A 19,521-nucleotide genomic window follows, 5' to 3' on the forward strand; every position below is an offset into this window, starting at 1 on the left:
GCGGGAGGGGCGAGGTCAGCCGGCGAAGTCGGTGTACTCGTCGGCGGTCAGCAGGTCCGCCGGCTCTTCCGTGATCTTCACCTTGAACAGCCAGCCGCCCTCGAAGGGGGCGGAGTTCACCAGCGAGGGATCGTCCACGACATCCTGGTTGGCCGCGACGACCTCGCCCGTGACGGGGGCGTAGAGGTCGCTGACCGACTTGGTGGACTCCAGCTCGCCACAGGTCTCGCCCGCGGTGACCGTGTCGCCCACCTCGGGGAGCTGGGCGTAGACCACGTCACCGAGCGCGTTGGCGGCGAACTCGGTGATGCCGACCGTGGCGACGCCGTTCTCGTCGGCGGCCGACAGCCACTCGTGCTCCTTGCTGTAGCGCAGCTGCTGGGGGTTGCTCATGGGTTGATTCTCCTGTACGTGCGACGGTGCTTGTGCAAGGGGGCTGGTACGCGGGAGTGGGCGGGTCCGCTTGGAGTCAGCGGTTCCGCTTGTAGAAGGGCAGGGCCACCACCTGGTACGGCTCCCGGCCGCCCCGGATGTCCACGGTGACGCCCTCGGTGCCGGGCTCGGCGTGGGCCGCGTCCACATAGGCCATGGCGATCGGCTTGCCGAGGGTGGGGGAGGGGGCGCCGGAGGTCACCTCACCGATGATCTCCTCACCCGCCAGCACCGGGTATCCGGCGCGCGGAATACGGCGGCCCTGGGCGATCAGGCCCACCAGCTTGCGCGGCGGGGCGGCCGCGGCGCGCTCGGCGGCGGCCTCGAGGGCGGTACGGCCCACAAAGTCGCCGGGCTTGTCGAACTTCACCACCCGGCCCAGGCCCGCGTCGAAGGGAGTGATGGCGGTGGTCAGCTCGTTCCCGTACAGCGGCATGCCCGCCTCCAGGCGCAGGGTGTCCCGGCAGGACAGCCCGCAGGGCACCAGACCGGCCTCGGCGCCCGCCTCGGTCAGCGCCTGCCAGAGCTTCTCCGCATCGGCGGGGGCGACAAACAGCTCAAAGCCGTCCTCGCCGGTGTAGCCGGTACGGGCGATCAGCGCGTCCACGCCGGCCACGGTGCCGGGCAGGCCCGCGTAGTACTTCAGGCCGTCGAGATCCGCGTCGGTGAGCGACTTGACGATGGCGGGGGAGGCCGGGCCCTGGACGGCGATCAGCGCGTAGTTCTCGCGGTCGTCGCGGACGGCGGCGTCGAAGCCGGCGGCACGCTCGGTGAGGGCGTCCAGCACGGTCTGGGCGTTGGAGGCGTTGGCCACCACCATGAACTCCCGCTCGCCCAGGCGGTAGACGATCAGGTCGTCCAGGATGCCGCCGCGCTCGTCGCAGATCATGGTGTAGCGGGCGCGGCCCACGGCCAGCGCGGAGAGGTGGCCCACCAGGGCGTAATCCAGGGCCTCGCCGGCCTGCGGGCCGGTCAGGGTGATCTCGCCCATGTGCGAGAGGTCGAAGAGCCCGGCGCGGGTGCGTACCGCCTGGTGCTCATCGCGCTCGCTGCCATAGCGCAGCGGCATCTCCCAGCCGGCGAAGTCGGTCATGGTGGCGCCCAGCGCGCGGTGCAGCGCGTCCAGGGCGGTGCGGCGGGGGACAGGGGTCATCTTCGGGCTCCCGGGCAGACGTCGCGAGGATCGGCCTCCCCATCTGTCATCGGAACCTGAGAGGTTCACCGAGAGCGCGGGGCCTCGGCTTGCACCTTGGGTGGGGCCGCCGTCCGTGGTGGCGGGGCCCGCTTTTCAGATCTGCCTCATCGCACGCGGTACGGGGCCTGAGAGATTCAAGGGAGGGACTTGCTCCTTCGGCGCCCGGTGGGACCCGGGACTCTCCCGCGCGGATTCGAGCGGCCGGTATGCGGTTGTGTTGCTACGGCGGTTGTGCGGATCGCCGGTTGGCGCGGACATCATTGCACGTATGGGTGGCGCATGGATCGCCTGTGCGCTGTGAATTTGTCCGCGGACCGGCTGTGGCTGGTCGCGCAGTTCCCCGCGCCCCTGACGGGGCGCACCCTCCGCGTTGTGGGCAGTCGTGCCGCAGGGCGATGGGGGCACCCCCGGCCGGAGGCTGGGGGAGGGTGGGCACAACGCGACCACCGGGCCGCACCCGCAAACGAAACCCCCGTTGACTCGCACCCCCCGCGCAGCCGTTATCGTGCGGGCGTCTGAACGTAACAACGCGCACGGGGTGGACGGCAATGATGGACGCGGGCGTTACCGCTTGGCCGGGCAATGAACTGGAGCGGACGCTCGCGGCGGCGGTCGGCGCCCCCGACGCCGGCCCGCGCATCGTCGATGTCCTCGGCCGCGCCCCGGTGTGGATACCGCTGCCCAACGGCGGCGGTCCGGAAAGCCGCGAACTGGACCTGCCCACCGTGGAGCTGGGCGGCGCCGCCTTTGTCCCGGTGTTCAGCTCCGAGGCGGAGTTCCGGCGGGTGGCCGGAGAGCATATGCCGCACGCCGTGGCCCCGGCCGTGGAGTTCGCCCGTGGCCTGCCCCCGCAGGTCGGCATCGTGGTCAACCACGAGGGGACGGTCACCGTCCCGCTGCCCCCCGCCGCCGTGGCCGAGCTGTGCCGGGCCGGCCGGGTGCGGCTGCCCGGCGAGCCCAACGGCGGCCGGGTGCGGCTGCGCGAGCCCGACTGGCAGGAGGAGCCCACCGGCTTCCTGGCCGCCGCCGGGCTGGAGTTCGCCAATATCCAGATGGTGCGCACCGCCCGCCGCGCCCTGGCCGAGGTCGAGTGCGAGGCGCCCGCCCTGTTCGTCGGCGTGGAACTGGACCTGCCCGACGACGCCTCCCGGGCCGCCGCCCTGGACGCGGTGGGCCGGGCGCTGGGCGCGGCCCCGGTGCCATGGCCGGTGCAGCTGGTCTTCCTGGATGTGGCCCAGGACCCGGTCGCGGAGTGGCTGCTGGGCCGGGTCCGTCCGTTCTACGACCGTGACCGGTGACCGCGCCACGCGCGGCGCACGCCTCGTAAGCTGGTGGGACCCTCGGCCGGGACCGCGCCGGGGGATCCAGTAGCACGGCCGGGAGAAGAGGCGGAACCAGGTGAGCGGGGGCGCGGAGGGCGGCGTGGAGCAGGTGCTGCGCCAAGTGGCGCCCGGGCGGTATGACACCTATGAGGCGTTGCTGAAGGCGATAGCCGAGGACCGGCTGTGGATGCTGCTGTGGCACGGCCAGGCCGGCTCGCCGGACGCCCAGTACGGCAACATGGAGGTGGACGGCCTGGGTTACGCCCCCTGTGTCACCTCCGCCGCCGAACTGGCCGCCAGCGGCTGGAACCGCGCGCATGAGGTGGTGCCCGGCCGCCGGCTGGCCGCCTCGCTCTACCCCGGGCGCTGGGGCCTGTGGCTCAACCCGCATGCCCCCGGCGGCGGAGTGGGCATCCCCTGGCTCGATCTGCGCCGGATCGCCGGCGGTCTGGACCGGCTGCCCGCCGGCCCGCTGCAACTGAGCGAACCGGCCGCCGAGTCGGCGGACGCCGGTCGGTTCTACGCCCTGCTGGCCCAGCACGCCCAGCGCACCCCGGCGGTGCGCGCCCTGCACCGCGCCTGGGTGCGGCCGGCGCTGGGCGCCGCGTACCTGGCCATCGGCCTGGATCTGTACGACGGCTCCCAAGCCACCGTGGAATCCGTGCGGTTGATGATGCGTCAGGCGATCGACGCGGTGCCGGACGGGGTGCCGGTGTCCACCGTGGCGATGTCCGACGACTACGACCCGGTGGTGATGTGGCTGCGCGCCAACTCCCGCCCGTTCTACGACCGTCAGGCCCAGCCCGGCGCCGTCGCGGTGCCCGGCTACGGCTATCCGCACCAGCCCTCCCACTAGGGCCTGTCCGGATAACGGAATCCCCTTCCGCACATCACGGTTGCGCATCCTTTGGCGGCCGGGTCTGGCGGGTGATCGCTAACGCGTTGAAGACTCCCGCACCAAGGACCCACCGGTCCGGTACGACCTGCTCTGCGTGAACGTCCCGCACCACTTGCACCAGTGATGTGAACCGGCCGCCGTCGGCGGCAGGTTGTGCGCCGGCCCCAAGTGCCGGTTGAGAGGGGTCCTCACCATGACGGCACCATTGCCCGAGACCAGTCCGGCCGATCCGATGGACGTGGTCGGCGATGCTCCCGCCAAGGCCATCGAGGGCCGCTCCCCCTGGCGGATCTCCTGGATGCGCCTCAAGCGCGACAAATGGGCGCTGGGCGGCGGGGTGGTGGTGCTGCTGCTGATCCTGGTGGCGGTCTTCGCCCCGGTGATCGTGCATCTGCTGGGGCATCCGCCCAATGACTTCCACGAGGACCGGATCAACGCCTTCGACGGCATGCCCAAGGGATCCCTGGGCGGCATCAACTCGGACTATCTCTTCGGAGTTGAGCCCACCAACGGCCGGGATGTGTTCAGCCGGGTGGTCTACGGGGCCCGGGTCTCGCTGCTGGTGGCCTTTCTCTCCGCCGTGGTGGCCGTGGTCATCGGCACCGTGCTGGGGGTGATCGCCGGTTACTTCGGCGGCTGGATCGACTCGCTGGTCAGCCGGGTGATGGACGCCCTGCTGGCCTTCCCGCAGCTGCTGTTCATCATCGCGCTGATCTCGGTGGTGCCCAACGAGCTGTGGGGACTGAGTGGTTCGGGCGTACGGATGGCCGTACTGATCGCGGTGATCGGCTTCTTCGGCTGGCCCTATGTGGGCCGTATCGTACGCGGCCAGACGCTCTCGCTGCGCGAGCGCGAGTATGTGGAGGCGGCGCGCAGCCTGGGCGCGGGGCGGCGCTACATCCTCTTCCGGGAGCTGCTGCCCAATCTGGTGGCGCCGATCACCGTCTACGCCACCCTGATGATCCCCACCAATGTGCTCACCGAGGCGGCGCTGAGCTTTCTGGGCGCCGGAGTCAAGGCACCCACCTCGTCCTGGGGGCAGATGCTCTCCCGGGCCGTACAGACCTATGAGGGCGACCCAATGTTCATGATCATCCCGGGTCTGGCCATCTTCGTCACCGTGCTGGCGTTCAACCTCCTCGGCGACGGCATCCGCGATGCCCTGGACCCGAAGGGCTCCCGCTAGCCGAAGCTGCGTACCAACTCACCCGTTCCCGGGCCGGCTTGTCGGCTCCGGTCACCACGGAGGTCGCGACATCTTGGCAACGCAAGGCAATTCCAGGCGCAGACTGACCGCCACGGCGGCGCTGGTCGCGGCGGCACTGATCGGTGTCGCCGGCTGCGGCGGCGGCAAGGGCGACAGCAAGGGCGGCAAGGCCCCCGGCTACAACGCGGGCATCAACAAGGTCGCCAGCCCGTCCACCAAGAAGGGCGGTGAGCTGAAGTTCATCTCCACCCAGGACGCCGACTCCTGGGACCCACAGCGCGGTTACTACGGCTTTATGTGGGACTTCTCCCGCTACTACGTCCGTACGCTGGTGACGCCCAAACCGGCGCCCGGCGCACAGAGCAGCGAGGTGGTCCCGGACATGGCCACCGACACCGGCACCGTCTCGCCGGACAAGAAGACCTACACCTTCCATCTGCGGGACGGACTCACCTGGGAGGACGGCAAGCCGGTCACCACCCAGGACATCAAGTACGGCATCGAGCGCACCTGGGCCCAGGACAAGATCTCCGGTGGCCCGACCTGGCTGATGCAGGTGCTGGACCCGGGCCGGGAGTACAAGGGCCCCTACAAGGACACCACTTCGGACAAGCTGGGGCTCAAGCCCATCGAGACGCCCGACGCCAAGACCATCGTCTTCCATCTGGCCAAGCCCAACGGCGACTTCCTGCAGATGCTGGCGCTGCCCGCGGCCGGGCCGGTGCGCCAGGACAAGGACACCGGGGAGAAGTACGGCCTGCACCCCTTCTCCGACGGCCCCTACAAGTTCAAGTCCTACGACAGCAACAAGAGCCTGGCGCTGGTCCGCAACGACAAGTGGAACCAGAGCTCGGACCCCATCCGCAAGGCACTGCCGGACAAGATCTCGATCAAGTTCACCACCAACGCCGACGACATGGACAGCCGTCTGATCAACGGCGAGTACGACCTGGACCTCGCCGCCACCGGCATGGGCGCGGCCGGCCGGCAGAAGGCCATGCAGTCGAACAAGGCCAACCTGGACAACCCGCAGACCGGCTTCATCCGTTTCGCCGCCTTCCCCAAGTCGGTGGCCCCCTTCGACAACGAGCACTGCCGCAAGGCCGTCATCTACGCCTCCGACCACACCTCGCTGCAGACCGCCCGCGGCGGCCCCGAGGCGGGCGGTGACATCGGCACCAGCATGCTGCCGCCGGTCGTCAAGGGCTATGACGCCAACTACGACCCGTACCAACTGAAGCAGGGCAAGCCCGACCTGGCCAAGGCCAAGGAGGAGCTCAAGGCCTGCGGCCATGAGAACGGCTTCAAGACCACCATCGCGGTGCGCAACAACAAACAGCCGGAGATCGCCACCGCCGAGTCCATGCAGGCCGCGCTGAAGAAGGTCGGCATCGACACCCAGATCGACCAGTACGACGGCGCCCAGTCCACCGGCATCGTCGGCTCGCCCAAGAACGTCAAGGCGAAGAACTACGGGATCATCATCTTCGGCTGGGGCTCCGACTTCCCCAGCGGCCAGGGCTTCCTCCAGCCGCTGGCGGACGGCCGGTTCATCGAGCAGAGCGGCAACCAGAACTACCCCGAGATCAGCGACCCCGAGATCAACAAACTCTTCGACGAGGGCATCGCGGAGAGCGACCCGGCCAAGGCCGGAGCCATCTTCCAGGAGGCCGACAAGAAGGTGATGGAGGGCGCCTGGTACATGCCCTTCACCTACGAGAAGAACATCATCTGGCGCAGCTCCCGGCTGACCAATGTCTATACGGCCGACGCCTACAACGGCCGTTACGACTATGCGGCGTTGGGCGTCACCAGGTGATTTCCGTCCGTTCCAGGCGCACTCGCCGCTGAGCAGCCCGAAGGGCAGGTGAGGGCCGAGTGCGGTGGCCCGGGGGCCGTTGAGGCCCCCCGGCCCCCGCCGGGCCGACCGCAGTGTTCGCATATATCGTCCGGCGGCTGTTCGCCGTCATCGTGATGCTGCTGGTGGTCACCCTGGTGACCTTCGGCATCTTCTTCGCCATCCCCAAGCTCACCGGGACCGACCCCGCCTCGCTCTATGTCGGCAAGCAGGCGGACCCGGCGACCATCGAGGGCATCCGGCAGAAACTGGGGCTCGGCCAGCCGATCCTGGAGCAGTTCTGGCACTTTGTCACCGGCATCTTCGCCGGCCGGGACTACACCGGCGGCGGGACCAGCGATCACTGCCCGGCCCCCTGCTTCGGCTACTCCTTCCGCACCGAACAGGCCGTCTGGCCGGTGCTCACCGACCGGCTGCCGGTCACCCTCTCGCTGGCCGGCGGGGCCTGTGTGATCTGGCTGCTTGCCGGGGTGAGCACCGGAGTGGTCTCCGCCCTCAAACGCGGCACCAGGATCGACCGGGCCGCCATGGTGACCGCGCTGGCCGGGGTCTCGCTGCCCATCTACTTCACCGCGCTGCTCGCCCTGGCCGTCTTCAACAACCAACTGGGCTGGACCAAGGCCGAGTACACCCCCTTCGGCGAGGACCCGGGCGCCTGGTTCAGCGGGCTGGTGCTGCCCTGGATCACCCTGGCCTTCCTCTATGCCGCCATGTACGCCCGGCTCACCCGGGCCACCATGCTGGAGGTACTGGGCGAGGACTACATCCGCACCGCCCGCGCCAAGGGCCTCACCGAACGGGTGGTGATCGGCAAGCACGCCATGCGCTCCACCATGACCCCGGTGCTCACCATCCTGGGCATGGACCTGGGCGCCCTGGTCGGCGGCGCCATCCTCACCGAGACCGCCTTCAACCTGCCGGGCCTGGGCCAGGCGGCGGTCACCGCCATCAGCAACCGGGACCTGCCGCTGATCCTGGGCGTGGTGCTGATCGCGGCCACCGCCGTGGTGCTCGCCAACCTGGTGGTGGACCTGCTCTACGCCGTGATCGACCCCCGAGTGAGGCTCTCGTGACCACTCCCGTGACCGGCGCGGCCGCCCCCGCCGCCACCGCCTATCTGGACGTCCGCGACCTGCGGGTGCACTTCCCCACCGACGACGGACTGGTGAAGTCGGTGGACGGGCTCTCCTTCCAGCTGGCCAAGGGCCGCACCCTGGGCATCGTCGGCGAGTCCGGTTCCGGCAAATCGGTCAGCTCGCTGGGCATCATGGGCCTGCACACGGTGGGCCAGTACGGCCGCCGCAAGGCCAGGATCAGCGGTGAAATCCACTTCGACGGCAAGGAGTTGCTCACCGCCGACCCCGAGGAGGTGCGCCGGCTGCGCGGCCGCGAGATGGCGATGATCTTCCAGGACCCGCTGTCCGCCATGCACCCCTACTTCAGCGTCGGCCACCAGATCGCCGAGGCGTACCGGATCCACCATGACGCGGACAAGAAGACCGCCCGCAAACGCGCCGTGGAGATGCTCGACCGGGTCGGCATCCCCCAGGCCGACCGCCGGGTGGACGACTACCCCCACCAGTTCTCCGGCGGCATGCGCCAGCGCGCCATGATCGCCATGGCGCTGGTCAACAACCCCAGCCTGCTGATCGCCGACGAGCCCACCACCGCCCTGGACGTCACCGTGCAGGCCCAGATCCTGGACCTGATCCGGGACCTGCAGAAGGAGTACGGCTCGGCGGTCATCATCATCACCCATGACCTGGGGGTGGTGGCCGAACTGGCCGACGACATCCTGGTGATGTACGCCGGCCGCTGCATCGAGCGCGGACCGGCCGAGCAGGTCTTCTACCACCCCCAACACCCCTACACCTGGGGCCTGCTGGGCTCCATGCCGCGCATCGACCGGGCCCAGACCGAACGGCTGATCCCGGTCAAGGGCTCCCCGCCCAGCCTGATCAATGTCCCCGCCGGCTGCGCCTTCAACCCCCGCTGCCCCTACGCCGACAAGCCGGAGGGCGGACTCACCCGCACCCGGCGGCCCGAACTCGCCCCGGTGCCCGGCCAGGAGAACCACCACGCCGCCTGCCATCTGCCACCCGGGGAGCGGACGCGGATCTGGACCGAAGAGATTGCCCCCAAGCTGTGAAGGACCACAAGATGAACGTCCCCCGGCAGCGGACCGAGACCCTGCTGAAGGTTGACGGCCTGGTCAAGCACTTCCCCATCCACAAGGGGCTGCTGCGCCGCCAGGTGGGCGCGGTGCGCGCGGTGGACGGGCTGAGCTTCGAGGTACGCGCCGGGGAGACCCTGGGCGTGGTGGGCGAGTCCGGCTGCGGCAAGTCCACCATGGGGCGGCTGGTCACCCGGCTGCTGGAACCCACCGGCGGCAGCGTGGAGTTCGAGGGCCGGGACATCTCCCATCTGAGCGTGGGCGCCATGCGGCCGCTGCGCCGGGACATCCAGATGATCTTCCAGGACCCGTACTCCTCGCTCAACCCCCGGCACACCGTGGGCACCATCGTCGGCGCCCCCTTCCGGCTCCAGGGCATCACCCCGGAGGGCGGGGTGAAGCGGGAGGTGCAGCGGCTGCTGGAACTGGTCGGCCTCAACCCCGAGCACTACAACCGCTATCCGCACGAATTCTCCGGCGGCCAGCGCCAGCGCATCGGCATCGCCCGCGCCCTGGCCCTCAAGCCCCGGCTGGTGGTGGCCGACGAGCCGGTCTCCGCCCTGGACGTCTCCATCCAGGCCCAGGTGGTCAATCTGCTGGACGACCTCCAGGACGAACTCGGCCTCACCTATGTCATCATCGCCCACGACCTCTCGGTGATCCGCCATGTCTCGGACCGCATCGCCGTGATGTACCTGGGCAAAGTGGTGGAACTGGCCGACCGCCAGGCGCTCTACGACAAACCCATGCACCCCTACACCAAGGCCCTGCTGTCCGCCGTGCCGGTGCCCGACCCCAAGCGGCGCGCCAAACGGGAGCGCATCCTGCTCAAGGGCGACGTCCCCTCACCGATCTCGCCGCCCGCCGGCTGCCGCTTCCACACCCGCTGCTGGAAGGCCACCGAGGTGTGCAGACAACAGGAGCCACCGCTGGCCGCGCTGGAGACGGGACACCGGGTGGCCTGCCACCACCCGGAGAACGCGCCGCAGGACAAAGCGAGTTGAGGGAAGTACGGGCATGAGGTGACGGGAGAGGGGGCAGATTCCGCACGTCCGTCAACGCCATCGAAGGGACGTACGGTGCGACCCAAACCCGCTCGCTCGCTCACCACCGCACTGAGAACGCGCTCCACCAGGCTGCTGGCCATCGGTGTGGCGGTGGCCTCGGCCGGGGTGATCTCGGCCGGCCCCACCGCCCCCGCCGGCCACCACCCCACGCCCGGCGCGCCCGGCGTCGGCGACCCGTACTTCCCCCACCTCGGCAACGGCGGCTTCTCCGTGGCCCACTACGACCTGGACATCGGCTATGCCCCCGACAGCGGCCGGCTGGACGGCCGCACCACGGTAAGGGCCCGCGCCACCCAGGACCTCTCCCGCTTCGACCTGGACCTCCAGCAGCTCACCGTCAGCTCCGTCCAAGTGGACGGCCACCGGGCCGCGTTCACCCGGCAGGGCGACGAACTGGTCATCACCCCCCGGCACTTCATCCCCAAGGGACGGTCCTTCACCACCACCGTCATCTACGGCGGCATACCCCAGCCGCTCAGCGGCCCCATAGTCTTCGGCTCCAAATACGGCTGGATGAAGACCAAGACCGGCGTCTTTGTGGCCTGCGAGCCCAATGCCGCCTCCACCTGGTTCCCGGCCAGCGACCACCCCTCCGAGAAGGCCACCTTCGACATCACCGTCACCGCCCCCAAGGGCCTGACCGCGGTCTCCAACGGACGGCTGGTCTCCACCCGGAACCGGGGCGGCAGCACCGTCACCCACTGGCGGGAGAGCCGCCCCATGGCCACCTATCTGGCCACCGCCACCATCGGCAGAATGGACGTCCGCACCGGCCGCACCCCCGGCGGCATCCCCGTCTACACCGCCATCGACCCCACCCTGCCCAATCCGCGCAAGGTGGACGTCTTCGGACTGACCTCCGAGATCACCGACTACTGGTCCAAGGTCTTCGGCCCCTATCCCTTCGAGGAGACCGGGGCCATCGTCGATGGCATGCCGGATGCCGGGTTCTCCCTGGAGACCCAGTCCAAGCCCATCTACTCGGCGGTGCGCAGCGAGACCACCATCGCCCATGAGCTGGCCCACCAGTGGTTCGGCGATTCGGTCTCGGTACGGCAGTGGAAGGACATCTGGCTCAACGAGGGCTTCGCCACCTACGCCCAGTGGCTGTGGGACGAGCACAAGGGGCGGCGCACCGCCCATGACGCCTTCCGGAGTGCGTACGACTCCATCAAGCCCGAGGACCCCTTCTGGAAGATCGACGTGGCCGACCCCCAGCGGGACACCATGTTCGCCGACGCGGTCTATGAGCGCGGGGCGATGGCCCTCCAGGCCCTGCGGGAGCGGATCGGCGACCGGGACTTCTTCCGGCTGCTGCCGCAGTGGACGGCCCGGCACCGCTATGGCAACGCGAGCGTCGGCGAGTTCATCGCGCTGGCCGAGAAGGTGTCGGGGCAGCGGCTGGGTGACCTCTTCCACACCTGGCTCTCCCAGCGGGGGAAGCCGGCGCTGGGCTAGGCGGCCACAGGGGGCGCGCGGCCGGCCGCAATGCACCCGCACTGTCCGCCACGCGTAAGAATGTCGCGTGCTCTCCGATCTGTTCAGTCCCTCCGTCCAGCACTGGCTGGACATCGCCGGGATCTTTGTCTTCGCCATATCCGGCGCGCTGCTGGGTGTGCGCAAGAACTTCGACGTCTTCGGCATGGCCGTACTGGCCGAGGTCACCGCGCTGGGCGGCGGACTGTTCCGGGATCTGGTCATCGGCGCGGTGCCGCCGGCCGCCTTCACCGACCTCGGCTACTTCCTGACCCCGCTGCTGGCCACCCTGATCGTCTTCTTCCTGCACCCCGAGGTGGAGCGGATCACCACCGCGGTGGGCGTCTTCGACGCGGCGGGCCTGGGGCTGTTCTGTGTGACCGGCACGGTCAAGGCGTACTCCCATGGCCTGGGTCTGACCCAGTCCGCGACCCTGGGCCTGGCCACCGCCGTGGGCGGGGGCGTACTGCGCGACGTCCTCGCCCATGAGGTGCCCTCGCTGCTGCGCTGGGACCGCGATCTGTACGCGGTGCCGGCGATGGTGGGCGCGGCCATCGCGGCGGTGATGATCCGCTTCCATGCGCTGCACGGTCCCACCAACGCGGTGCCCGTCCTCACCGCCTTCTCGCTGCGGCTGCTCGCCATGCGGTTCAACCTGCGGGCGCCGAGGGCCTGGCATCGCAGGAGCCGGGCGGTGGAGGAGGTGTGAGATCACTTGCCGGTCCGAGATCACTGACCGGCCTGAGATCACTTGCCGACCGGCAGCAGCCCCCGCTCCGCGAAGACCTTCTTCGCCACAAAGGTGGCGTTCAGTGCCTTGGGAATGCCGCAGTAGACCGCCGAGTGCAGCAGGGCCTCCACCACCTGCTCCGGAGTCAGCCCCACATTGAGCGCTCCGTTCACATGCACCTCCAGCTGCGCCTCGCAACCGCCCAGCGCGGTCAGCATGCCGAGGGTGACCAGCTGCCGGTCGCGCGGCGCCAGCCCGGGGCGGTCGTAGATCTCGCCGAAGGCCCAGGAAATGATCTGGTTGCCCAGCTCCGGGTTGATGTCGGCCATGGCGTCCACCACCCGCTGGCCGGCCTCCCCGTCCACGTGCTTGAGCACCTGAAGGCCGCGCTCGAAGCGCGCCTGGCGGGCGTCGTCGATGGTGTTCTGGCTGCTGTTCTCGTTGATCGCGTCGTTCATGGGAGAGACGCTAGATGTTGGAGTTGACTCCAATGCAAACCCGCGGGGGACTGGCCGGGCGAGCCGGCTCGTAGAATCGTGCCCACCATGGCCTACCTCGACCACGCCGCCACCACTCCGATGCTGCCGGAGGCGGTGCAGGCGATGACCGCCCAGCTCGCCGTCGCCGGAAACGCCTCCTCCCTGCACGCCGCGGGGCGCCGGGCGCGCCGCACCGTCGAGGAGGCCCGGGAATCCCTCGCGGCCTCGCTCGGCGCCCGCCCCAGCGAGGTGGTGTTCACCGCGGGCGGCACCGAGGCGGACAACCTCGCCGTCAAGGGCCTGTACTGGGCCCGGCGGGCCGCCGACCCGGCCCGTACCCGGGTGCTGTCCAGCCCGGTGGAGCACCATGCCGTGCTGGACGCGGTGCACTGGCTGGCCGAGCACGAGGGCGCCACGGTGGAGTACCTGCCGGTGGACGGCCATGGCCGGGTGCACCCGGACGCGCTGCGCGAGGCGATAGAACGCGACCCGGACGATGTGGCCCTGGCCACCGTGATGTGGGCCAACAACGAGATCGGCACCGTGATGCCGGTGCGCCAACTCGCCGAGGTGGCCGCCGAGTTCGGCATCCCGCTGCACGCCGACGCGGTGCAGGCGGTCGGCCAGCTGGAGGTGGACTTCGCGGCCAGCGGCCTGGCGGCGCTCACCGTCAGCGGCCACAAGATCGGCGGCCCCTATGGCATCGGCGCCCTGCTGCTGGGACGGCAGTACGAGCCGGTGCCGCTGCTGCACGGCGGCGGCCAGGAGCGGCAGGTCCGCTCCGGCACCCTGGATGTGCCCGCCATCGCCGCCTTCGCGGTGGCCGGCGCGCTGGCCACCGAGCGGCGGGCGGACTTCGCCCGGGAGATCGGCGCCCTGCGCGACGGGCTGATCGAGGGCGTACGGGCGGCCGTACCCGACGCGGTGCTCGGCGGCGATCCGGACCCGGCGGGCCGGCTGCCCGCCAACGCCCACTTCTCCTTCCCCGGCTGCGAGGGCGACTCCCTGCTGCTGCTGCTGGACGCCCAGGGCATCGAGTGCTCCACCGGCTCCGCCTGCACCGCGGGCGTGGCCCAGCCCAGCCATGTGGTCCTGGCCACCGGCACCGACCCCGACCTGGCCCGGGGCACCCTGCGGTTCTCCCTCGGCCACACCTCCACCGAGGAGGATGTCCGGGCCGTGTCGGAGGCCATCGGCCCGGTGGTGGCCCGCGCCCGCAACGCCGGCCTGAGCTAGGCGGCCCCGTCAGACGCCATCAGGGGCGCGGGGAACTGTCCGATATGCGGCTCCGCCGCGTGGGCGCGACCAGCCACCCGGCCACCCGCACATGAAACGCAACCGGAAACGTGGGGCTCCAAGGCCCCGCACGGGGCCCCGTACCCTGGAGAGACCATGACGACTGACTTCCCCGGTGCACCCGACCTCTCCGCCCCCCGCGAGGGAAAGCCCCTCCGTGTGCTCGCCGCCATGTCCGGCGGCGTGGACTCCGCCGTGGCCGCCGCCCGCGCCGTAGAGGCCGGCCATGAGGTGACCGGTGTCCACCTGGCGCTCTCGGCGAACCCCCAGTCCTTCCGCACCGGGGCCCGTGGCTGCTGCACCATCGAGGACTCCCGGGACGCCCGCCGCGCCGCCGACGTCATCGGCATCCCCTTCTACTGCTGGGACCTGGCCGACCGCTTCCGTGAGGATGTGGTCGAGGACTTCATCGCCGAGTACCAGGCGGGCCGCACCCCCAACCCCTGCCTCCGCTGCAACGAGAAGATCAAGTTCGCCGCGCTGCTGGACAAGGCGCTGGCCCTCGGCTTCGACGCGGTCTGCACCGGCCACTACGCCACCATCGTGGTCAACCAGGACGGCACCCGCGAGCTGCACCGCGCCTCCGACATGGCCAAGGACCAGTCCTATGTCCTCGGCGTACTGGACGAGAAGCAGCTGGCGCACGCCATGTTCCCGCTCGGCGACACCCTCACCACCAAGGAGGAGATCCGCGCCGAGGCGGAGCGCCGCGGCCTGGCGGTCGCCAAGAAGCCGGACAGCCACGACATCTGCTTTATCGCCGACGGCGACACCCAGGGCTTCCTGGCCGCCCGCCTGGGCAAGGCGGAGGGCGACATCGTGGACGAGTCCGGCAGCAAGGTCGGCACCCACCAGGGCGCCTACGGCTTCACCATCGGCCAGCGCAAGGGCCTGCGGATCGGCCACCCCGCGCCGGACGGCAAGCCGCGCTATGTCCTGGACATCTCCCCGGTGAACAACACCGTCACCGTCGGCCCGGCCGAGTCCCTGAGCGTCACCGCCCTCACCGCCATCAGGCCCCGCTGGTGCGGCACCGCCCCGTCCGGCCCGGGCCAGTACACCGCCCAGCTGCGCGCCCACGGCGGCGAGACCGCGGTCACCGCCGAGCTGGTCGGCGACGAACTGAAGGTCTCCTTCACCGAGCCGGTCCGCGGCGTCGCCCCCGGCCAGGCCATCGTCCTCTACGACGGCACCCGCGTGGTCGGCTCGGCCACCATCGCGGCCACGGAGCGGGCGGGGGCCCTCAGCGGCTGAGGCAAAGGGGGCCGGCCTCTCAAGCGAGGACCACCGTGGCCCCATGCCGTTCAAGCAGTCGCACGATGTCCTCGAAGTAGGAGAGGCCCCCTTCCCCGGAACCGGATACGGCATCCGCCGGCACCCGGCGCGCGATATGGGCGTCGTGCCAGATCAGGGTGAAGGGAGGCACCACACCGAATCCGCCGCACAGGCAGTCGCGGAACGCGTTCCACTCCCGTCCGAAGTACTTTCCGGGGCCGAGCAGCGCCTCGGCCATGGCGCAGTGGAGCCCGGGTACGTCCGTGACAAATCTGCCGTCAAGGTGGTGCACGCCCCCGGACCGGTCGGGGCGCCGGCCGCTCAGGCCGGTGGCCGTCAGCTCCAGCCACTCGTTCCGCCCCTGCTCGCCATAGGGAGCCCACTGGTTCGGGGCCGTAGGAATTCCCCGGTACCAGGTCTCCCAGACCTTGCGGGCGATCAGCGAGGGCCGGTTGTCGCCGCCGTCGGTGAGCGTGATGTCGAGCAGGGTGCCCCCGAGTACCGATGGCCGCGCCCCGGTGATATCCAGACCGGCGTAATGGCGGTACATCACCCGGCCGTTGCCGTCCAGCGCCCACAACTGCACCCGGTCCCCGGCCCACTTGCGCGGCCCGCGCAGCACAGCGAGCAAGGGCTCCGCGGCCTCGCAGCCGATGAGCTCCAGGGGGAACACCGGCGGATCCGCACGCGGCCCGGACAGGCCGTCCACTCCCAGGCAGGACCCCAGGGCGCGGGCGCTTTGGGCGGACAACTCGAACCGCGGTGACGGTGGCAAGGCTCCTGACCACCCCTCGTCCTCTTCGACGCCGGATCCCACGATCACGTCCACCAACGCCGGATCGGCCCGGCTGGGGCGGTGGGCGAGGACCACGGTGTCCACCAGGTTCCACCACTGCACCGGGCGCTCCTGGTCCCAGATCTCGACGCAGACATCCCCCAGCTGCCGGGTCGCCTTCCCGCCCGGAGCGAGAGCGTCGCGCAATGGCCCCGCGGGAGCGCATCCCCGGAGAGTCAGCACCTCACGCGGCGGTGGCACCTTGTCCATGAAGAGGCCCTCCACATCCGCGCACCGCCCCCAGAACCGCTCCTCGCCGTCCTCGTCCTCGCGAACCAGGAGGTACTTGACCGGGAAGGCCCGGTCCCAGACGGCGTGTTCTTCCATTCGCGACAACCTCCGCATCACCGGACGACACTTCGGGCTCACGATACGGGGCGGCCCGGCCGGCGCTCCGTGCCATACGCACTGCCGAGCGCCGGGGGCGCGAGGCCGCGGTGCGTGCTCCAGCCGGACCGCACCAGCTGGTGACTGCCCGAATTCGGATTGAAACACTGGGGATTGTGAGCGCCGGTACCCGGCAGGAAGGGTTTGCCATGCCGCCCGCCATCCATCTCCCTCCGCCGCCGGACCGTCCGGGACTGCCCGAGCTTCCGCCGGTCGTTCATCCCGCCCTCAGGGAACTGCCCGCACCGGCCGCCGGGGAGGTGCCGGTCGAGGTCCTCGCCGACGCCCACCACCCGGACCGGGCAGCCAGGGAGCCGGACATCCTGGCCGTGCTGCTCGCGGATGAGCGGGTGCGCGGCGCGCTCCGGGGACACCGCTACGCCTACCTGGGCGCCGGCCCCGTCGATGACCACAAGGGTGCGGAGGCCCAAGTCCGCGCCCTGCTCTACGACTACACCGCCGGACGCCCCCTGGAGATCACCCTGCGCGGCGACGGGCCGTCCGTGGCCGCCGTCGGCGAGGGCACGGGGCAGCCCGCGCTGTCCGGCGCGGAGGCGGAGCGCGCGGTGGCGCTGGCCCGGGCGCACCCCGGGGTGGCCGGGCGCCTGGGGCCCGGCGATGTCCCCATGGTGCTGCTCACCAGCGATGTGGGGGAGGGCGACCGGCACCATGGCCGCCGCCGCGCGTATGTCGGCTTCGGCCCGCCGGACGAACGCCTGCCCCGGGTACGGGTGATCGTGGACCTGGGCGAGGAGCGCGTGGTGGAGACGGATGCCGGGGGAGGGTGCTGCGATGAGTGAGTCCGGTCAGGTCTCCTGGCCCGAGGGGCAGCCGCTGTGGACCTTCGACTGGCGGCTGGCCGACGCGCCGGACGAGGAGGGGATCGTCATCTCCCGGGCCGCGTACCGCGGCCACCAGGTGTTCGCCAAGGCGAGCCTGCCATCGCTGCGTGTGCAGTACGACGGCGACGCCTGCGGCCCGTACAAGGACCCGCTCAACTACGACAACTCCCATCCCACGCGCCACTGTCCGGGCCGGCGGGTGTGCGTCTACTCCTACTCCGGCGGCGGGCAGCGGGCGCTGAGCGTGGATTCGTACCACACCATCGGCGCCTACCGGCTGACCCACCGCTGGGTGTTCTGGTCCAACGGCGTGGTGATGCCACGGCTGTTCAGTGCGGGGCTCCAGTGCCGTTTCGATCACCGGCACCATGCCTACTGGCGCTTTGACTTCGATATCGACGGCCCGCCGCGCGATCTGCTGCTGGAGTACAACTCCTATGGCGGGGACGAGGGATGGGGCCGCGGCTGGCACCCGTTCCGCCGGGAGACCCGCCGCGTGAAGAACGCCCCGTCGCGCCGCGCCTGGGCGACCGTGGACATGGACAGCGGCCGCGGCTACTACCTGCTGCCGGGGCCCAACGACGGTAAGGCGGACGCCTTCTCCACCGGAGACCTGTGGCTGCTGCGCTACCACGCCGCCGAGGACCGGCACGGGCGCCAGGGCAGCGCGGCGGGCGACGGGCTGGACGCCTATGTGAACGGCGAGGACGTCTACGGCCAGGACCTGGTGGTCTGGTACTGCGGCCATCTGTTCCACCGGGTGAGCGGTGGCGGCGATGAGTGGCACGCGATCGGGCCGGACCTGGTGCCGGTGGGGCCGTGGTGACGTCTGGGTACGGATCGGTGTCCTGCGGCGGAAGAGGATTGCCGTCGCAGGCCACCGCCGTCATGCCGTCACGCCTCAGCCGACACCGAAGGAGCGCGCCAGGGCGAGGCTGTCCTCGTAGGCGATATAGCGTGTGATCTTCCCGTCCACGACCGTGAAGTGGAAGGCAAAGGGGGAGTCGAAGAGCAGCCCGGTGGGCTTGACCTTCTGCACCATGCGGCCCAGGACCACGGCGTCCTCGCCGTCGATGAAGACCTTCGCCACGGAGAACTCCTGCGGCTGCAGATACTCGGGCAGCGTCTTGAAGAACGCGACGGCCTCCGCCTTGGTGGTACGCCGCCCCGTCCACGGCACCTCCTCGGCGCCGTACACGTTCAAGTCCACCGTCTCGGCGAAGAATTCACCGAGCCCGGCGATGTCGCCGTTGCCGACGCGGCGGAAGAACTCGTCTATGACGGTGCGGGTGTCACTCATGGCACTCCTCGGGCAGGCGAGATCGCTACGAGGGGGCGAGCGCTTTGGATGCGCGGGGTATTCCCGCCGCCGGCGCTGCACCTCGCGGCGGTCCGGCCCGTGGTACCGCGCCGGTATGACGCCGCTTCCTCCCTGCCGTGGGCGGTGGACGAAGGGTTCAAACGACCGGAGGTGGAGACCCCTCGGCCCGGGCACCTACCGTCGTGCCGTCATCAACACCCATGGCAACGAGGGGGAGTCCGTCATGAGAACCCAACTGGTCCTGCGCCGTACCGCAGTTGCCGCCACCATGGTGCTCGCCTGCTCCGCCGGCCTGGTGCTCAGCGGCGGGTCGGCCCAGGCGGCCGCCGCAGAGCCGGACGGCACCATCAACCACAGCTGCGGCCCGGCCATCAATGTCAACAGCACCACCAGCCGCCATGTAGTGACGCCGGCGCCGGTCGGAGGCGCCACCATCCGGCTGGAGGCCGGCCGGAGCAGCCGGTACGGCACCACCTACTGGGCCCACCTGCTGAAAGCCCGCAAGGGCAGCTCGGTATGGATGGACTGGTCCGACGACGGCGGCCATAACTGGCACCAGTGCGGCCCCTACTCGGTGGACGGCAGCCAGGGCGCACACGATCGCTGGACCTGGGGGGTCAACTGGGTCGGCGGACGGAAGTTCCGTGCCTGCGCGCACCAGGGCTACACCCACTGCACCATCTGGAAGTGACGCGGCAGGGGCGGGCGAGCCGCCCGCTCCGCCGGCC

19 protein-coding genes and 1 riboswitch are annotated in these 19,521 nt (G+C 70.4%); of the genes, 14 read left to right on the forward strand and 5 right to left on the reverse strand.

Features of this window, described 5'->3' with window-relative positions; genetic code table 11:
• Positions 1-15 precede the first annotated feature (15 nt).
• Together gcvH and gcvT are read right to left on the reverse strand one after the other, a co-directional pair.
• A complete protein-coding gene (gene gcvH, locus CV755_RS30070) occupies positions 16-393 on the reverse strand; it encodes a glycine cleavage system protein GcvH (protein WP_109283394.1) in 378 nt (125 codons plus the stop codon).
• Between the two features lie 76 nt (positions 394-469).
• Entirely contained in the window at positions 470-1,585 is a 1,116-nt protein-coding gene (gene gcvT / locus CV755_RS30075) for a glycine cleavage system aminomethyltransferase GcvT (RefSeq protein WP_109283395.1), read from the reverse strand.
• A gap of 146 nt (positions 1,586-1,731) precedes the next feature.
• A riboswitch (glycine riboswitch) is annotated at positions 1,732-1,823 on the reverse strand.
• A 355-nt stretch (positions 1,824-2,178) separates the two neighbouring features.
• Between gcvT and CV755_RS30080 the strand changes: the two genes are divergently transcribed.
• The 9 genes from CV755_RS30080 to CV755_RS30120 all read left to right on the forward strand — a co-directional run bounded on the left by CV755_RS30080 (position 2,179) and on the right by CV755_RS30120 (position 12,337).
• The gene (locus tag CV755_RS30080) at positions 2,179-2,925 is read left to right on the forward strand and encodes an enhanced serine sensitivity protein SseB (RefSeq protein WP_109283625.1); all 747 of its coding nucleotides are present in this window, start codon (positions 2,179-2,181) and stop codon (positions 2,923-2,925) included.
• Between the two features lie 100 nt (positions 2,926-3,025).
• On the forward strand, positions 3,026-3,805 hold the full coding sequence (locus CV755_RS30085; RefSeq protein WP_241561450.1) for an enhanced serine sensitivity protein SseB C-terminal domain-containing protein: 780 nt from the start codon (positions 3,026-3,028) through the stop codon (positions 3,803-3,805).
• 235 nt (positions 3,806-4,040) lie between these two features.
• Positions 4,041-5,033 carry an ABC transporter permease gene (locus CV755_RS30090; RefSeq protein ID WP_109283396.1) on the forward strand — a complete coding sequence of 331 codons (993 nt, stop codon included), beginning with the start codon at positions 4,041-4,043 and terminating at the stop codon, positions 5,031-5,033.
• Between the two features lie 73 nt (positions 5,034-5,106).
• Positions 5,107-6,873 carry an ABC transporter substrate-binding protein gene (locus CV755_RS30095; RefSeq protein WP_241561451.1) on the forward strand — a complete coding sequence of 589 codons (1,767 nt, stop codon included), beginning with the start codon at positions 5,107-5,109 and terminating at the stop codon, positions 6,871-6,873.
• A 113-nt stretch (positions 6,874-6,986) separates the two neighbouring features.
• Positions 6,987-7,985 (forward strand): ABC transporter permease, encoded by a 999-nt coding sequence (locus tag CV755_RS30100; protein ID WP_109283398.1) that lies wholly within the window; start codon positions 6,987-6,989, stop codon positions 7,983-7,985.
• Positions 7,982-9,061, forward strand: coding sequence for an ABC transporter ATP-binding protein (locus CV755_RS30105; protein WP_109283399.1), 1,080 nt, complete (start codon positions 7,982-7,984; stop codon positions 9,059-9,061). The genes CV755_RS30100 and CV755_RS30105 overlap by 4 nt, the downstream gene beginning before the upstream one ends.
• Before the next feature lie 11 nt (positions 9,062-9,072).
• Positions 9,073-10,089 (forward strand): ABC transporter ATP-binding protein, encoded by a 1,017-nt coding sequence (locus CV755_RS30110; RefSeq protein ID WP_109283628.1) that lies wholly within the window; start codon positions 9,073-9,075, stop codon positions 10,087-10,089.
• A gap of 75 nt (positions 10,090-10,164) precedes the next feature.
• Positions 10,165-11,610, forward strand: a complete 1,446-nt coding sequence (locus CV755_RS30115; RefSeq protein ID WP_241561452.1) for a M1 family metallopeptidase — start codon at positions 10,165-10,167, stop codon at positions 11,608-11,610.
• Positions 11,611-11,677: 67 nt separating this feature from the next.
• Positions 11,678-12,337: a trimeric intracellular cation channel family protein gene (locus CV755_RS30120; protein WP_109283400.1), complete on the forward strand. Its 660-nt coding sequence runs from the start codon at positions 11,678-11,680 to the stop codon at positions 12,335-12,337.
• A 38-nt stretch (positions 12,338-12,375) separates the two neighbouring features.
• Here CV755_RS30120 and CV755_RS30125 read toward each other — a convergent pair whose 3' ends face one another.
• Complete coding sequence (locus CV755_RS30125; RefSeq protein WP_109283401.1) at positions 12,376-12,816, reverse strand: carboxymuconolactone decarboxylase family protein; 441 nt, start codon at positions 12,814-12,816, stop codon at positions 12,376-12,378.
• Positions 12,817-12,903: 87 nt separating this feature from the next.
• Between CV755_RS30125 and CV755_RS30130 the strand changes: the two genes are divergently transcribed.
• Both CV755_RS30130 and mnmA read left to right on the forward strand, forming a co-directional pair.
• Entirely contained in the window at positions 12,904-14,073 is a 1,170-nt protein-coding gene (locus CV755_RS30130; protein ID WP_109283632.1) for a cysteine desulfurase family protein, read from the forward strand.
• Between the two features lie 156 nt (positions 14,074-14,229).
• Positions 14,230-15,387: a tRNA 2-thiouridine(34) synthase MnmA gene (gene mnmA, locus CV755_RS30135; RefSeq protein ID WP_109283402.1), complete on the forward strand. Its 1,158-nt coding sequence runs from the start codon at positions 14,230-14,232 to the stop codon at positions 15,385-15,387.
• 19 nt (positions 15,388-15,406) lie between these two features.
• On the opposite strand, the gene CV755_RS30140 is transcribed toward mnmA, so the two are convergent.
• Positions 15,407-16,570, reverse strand: coding sequence for a barstar family protein (locus tag CV755_RS30140; RefSeq protein WP_241561453.1), 1,164 nt, complete (start codon positions 16,568-16,570; stop codon positions 15,407-15,409).
• A 176-nt stretch (positions 16,571-16,746) separates the two neighbouring features.
• Between CV755_RS30140 and CV755_RS30145 the strand changes: the two genes are divergently transcribed.
• The gene (locus tag CV755_RS30145; protein WP_153068770.1) at positions 16,747-17,430 is read left to right on the forward strand and encodes a hypothetical protein; all 684 of its coding nucleotides are present in this window, start codon (positions 16,747-16,749) and stop codon (positions 17,428-17,430) included.
• A complete protein-coding gene (locus tag CV755_RS30150) occupies positions 17,423-18,298 on the forward strand; it encodes a hypothetical protein (protein ID WP_109283405.1) in 876 nt (291 codons plus the stop codon). Before CV755_RS30145 ends, CV755_RS30150 begins: the two co-directional genes overlap by 8 nt.
• A gap of 75 nt (positions 18,299-18,373) precedes the next feature.
• Here the strand turns inward: CV755_RS30150 and CV755_RS30155 are convergent, their stop codons facing one another.
• Positions 18,374-18,772 (reverse strand): nuclear transport factor 2 family protein, encoded by a 399-nt coding sequence (locus tag CV755_RS30155; RefSeq protein WP_109283406.1) that lies wholly within the window; start codon positions 18,770-18,772, stop codon positions 18,374-18,376.
• A gap of 244 nt (positions 18,773-19,016) precedes the next feature.
• Between CV755_RS30155 and CV755_RS30160 the strand changes: the two genes are divergently transcribed.
• Entirely contained in the window at positions 19,017-19,484 is a 468-nt protein-coding gene (locus CV755_RS30160) for a hypothetical protein (RefSeq protein WP_109283407.1), read from the forward strand.
• The last annotated feature ends 37 nt before the right edge of the window (positions 19,485-19,521 follow it).

This window comes from Streptomyces orinoci, from assembly GCF_003121295.1.
GTDB classification, from domain to species: Bacteria; Actinomycetota; Actinomycetes; order Streptomycetales; family Streptomycetaceae; genus Streptomyces; species Streptomyces orinoci.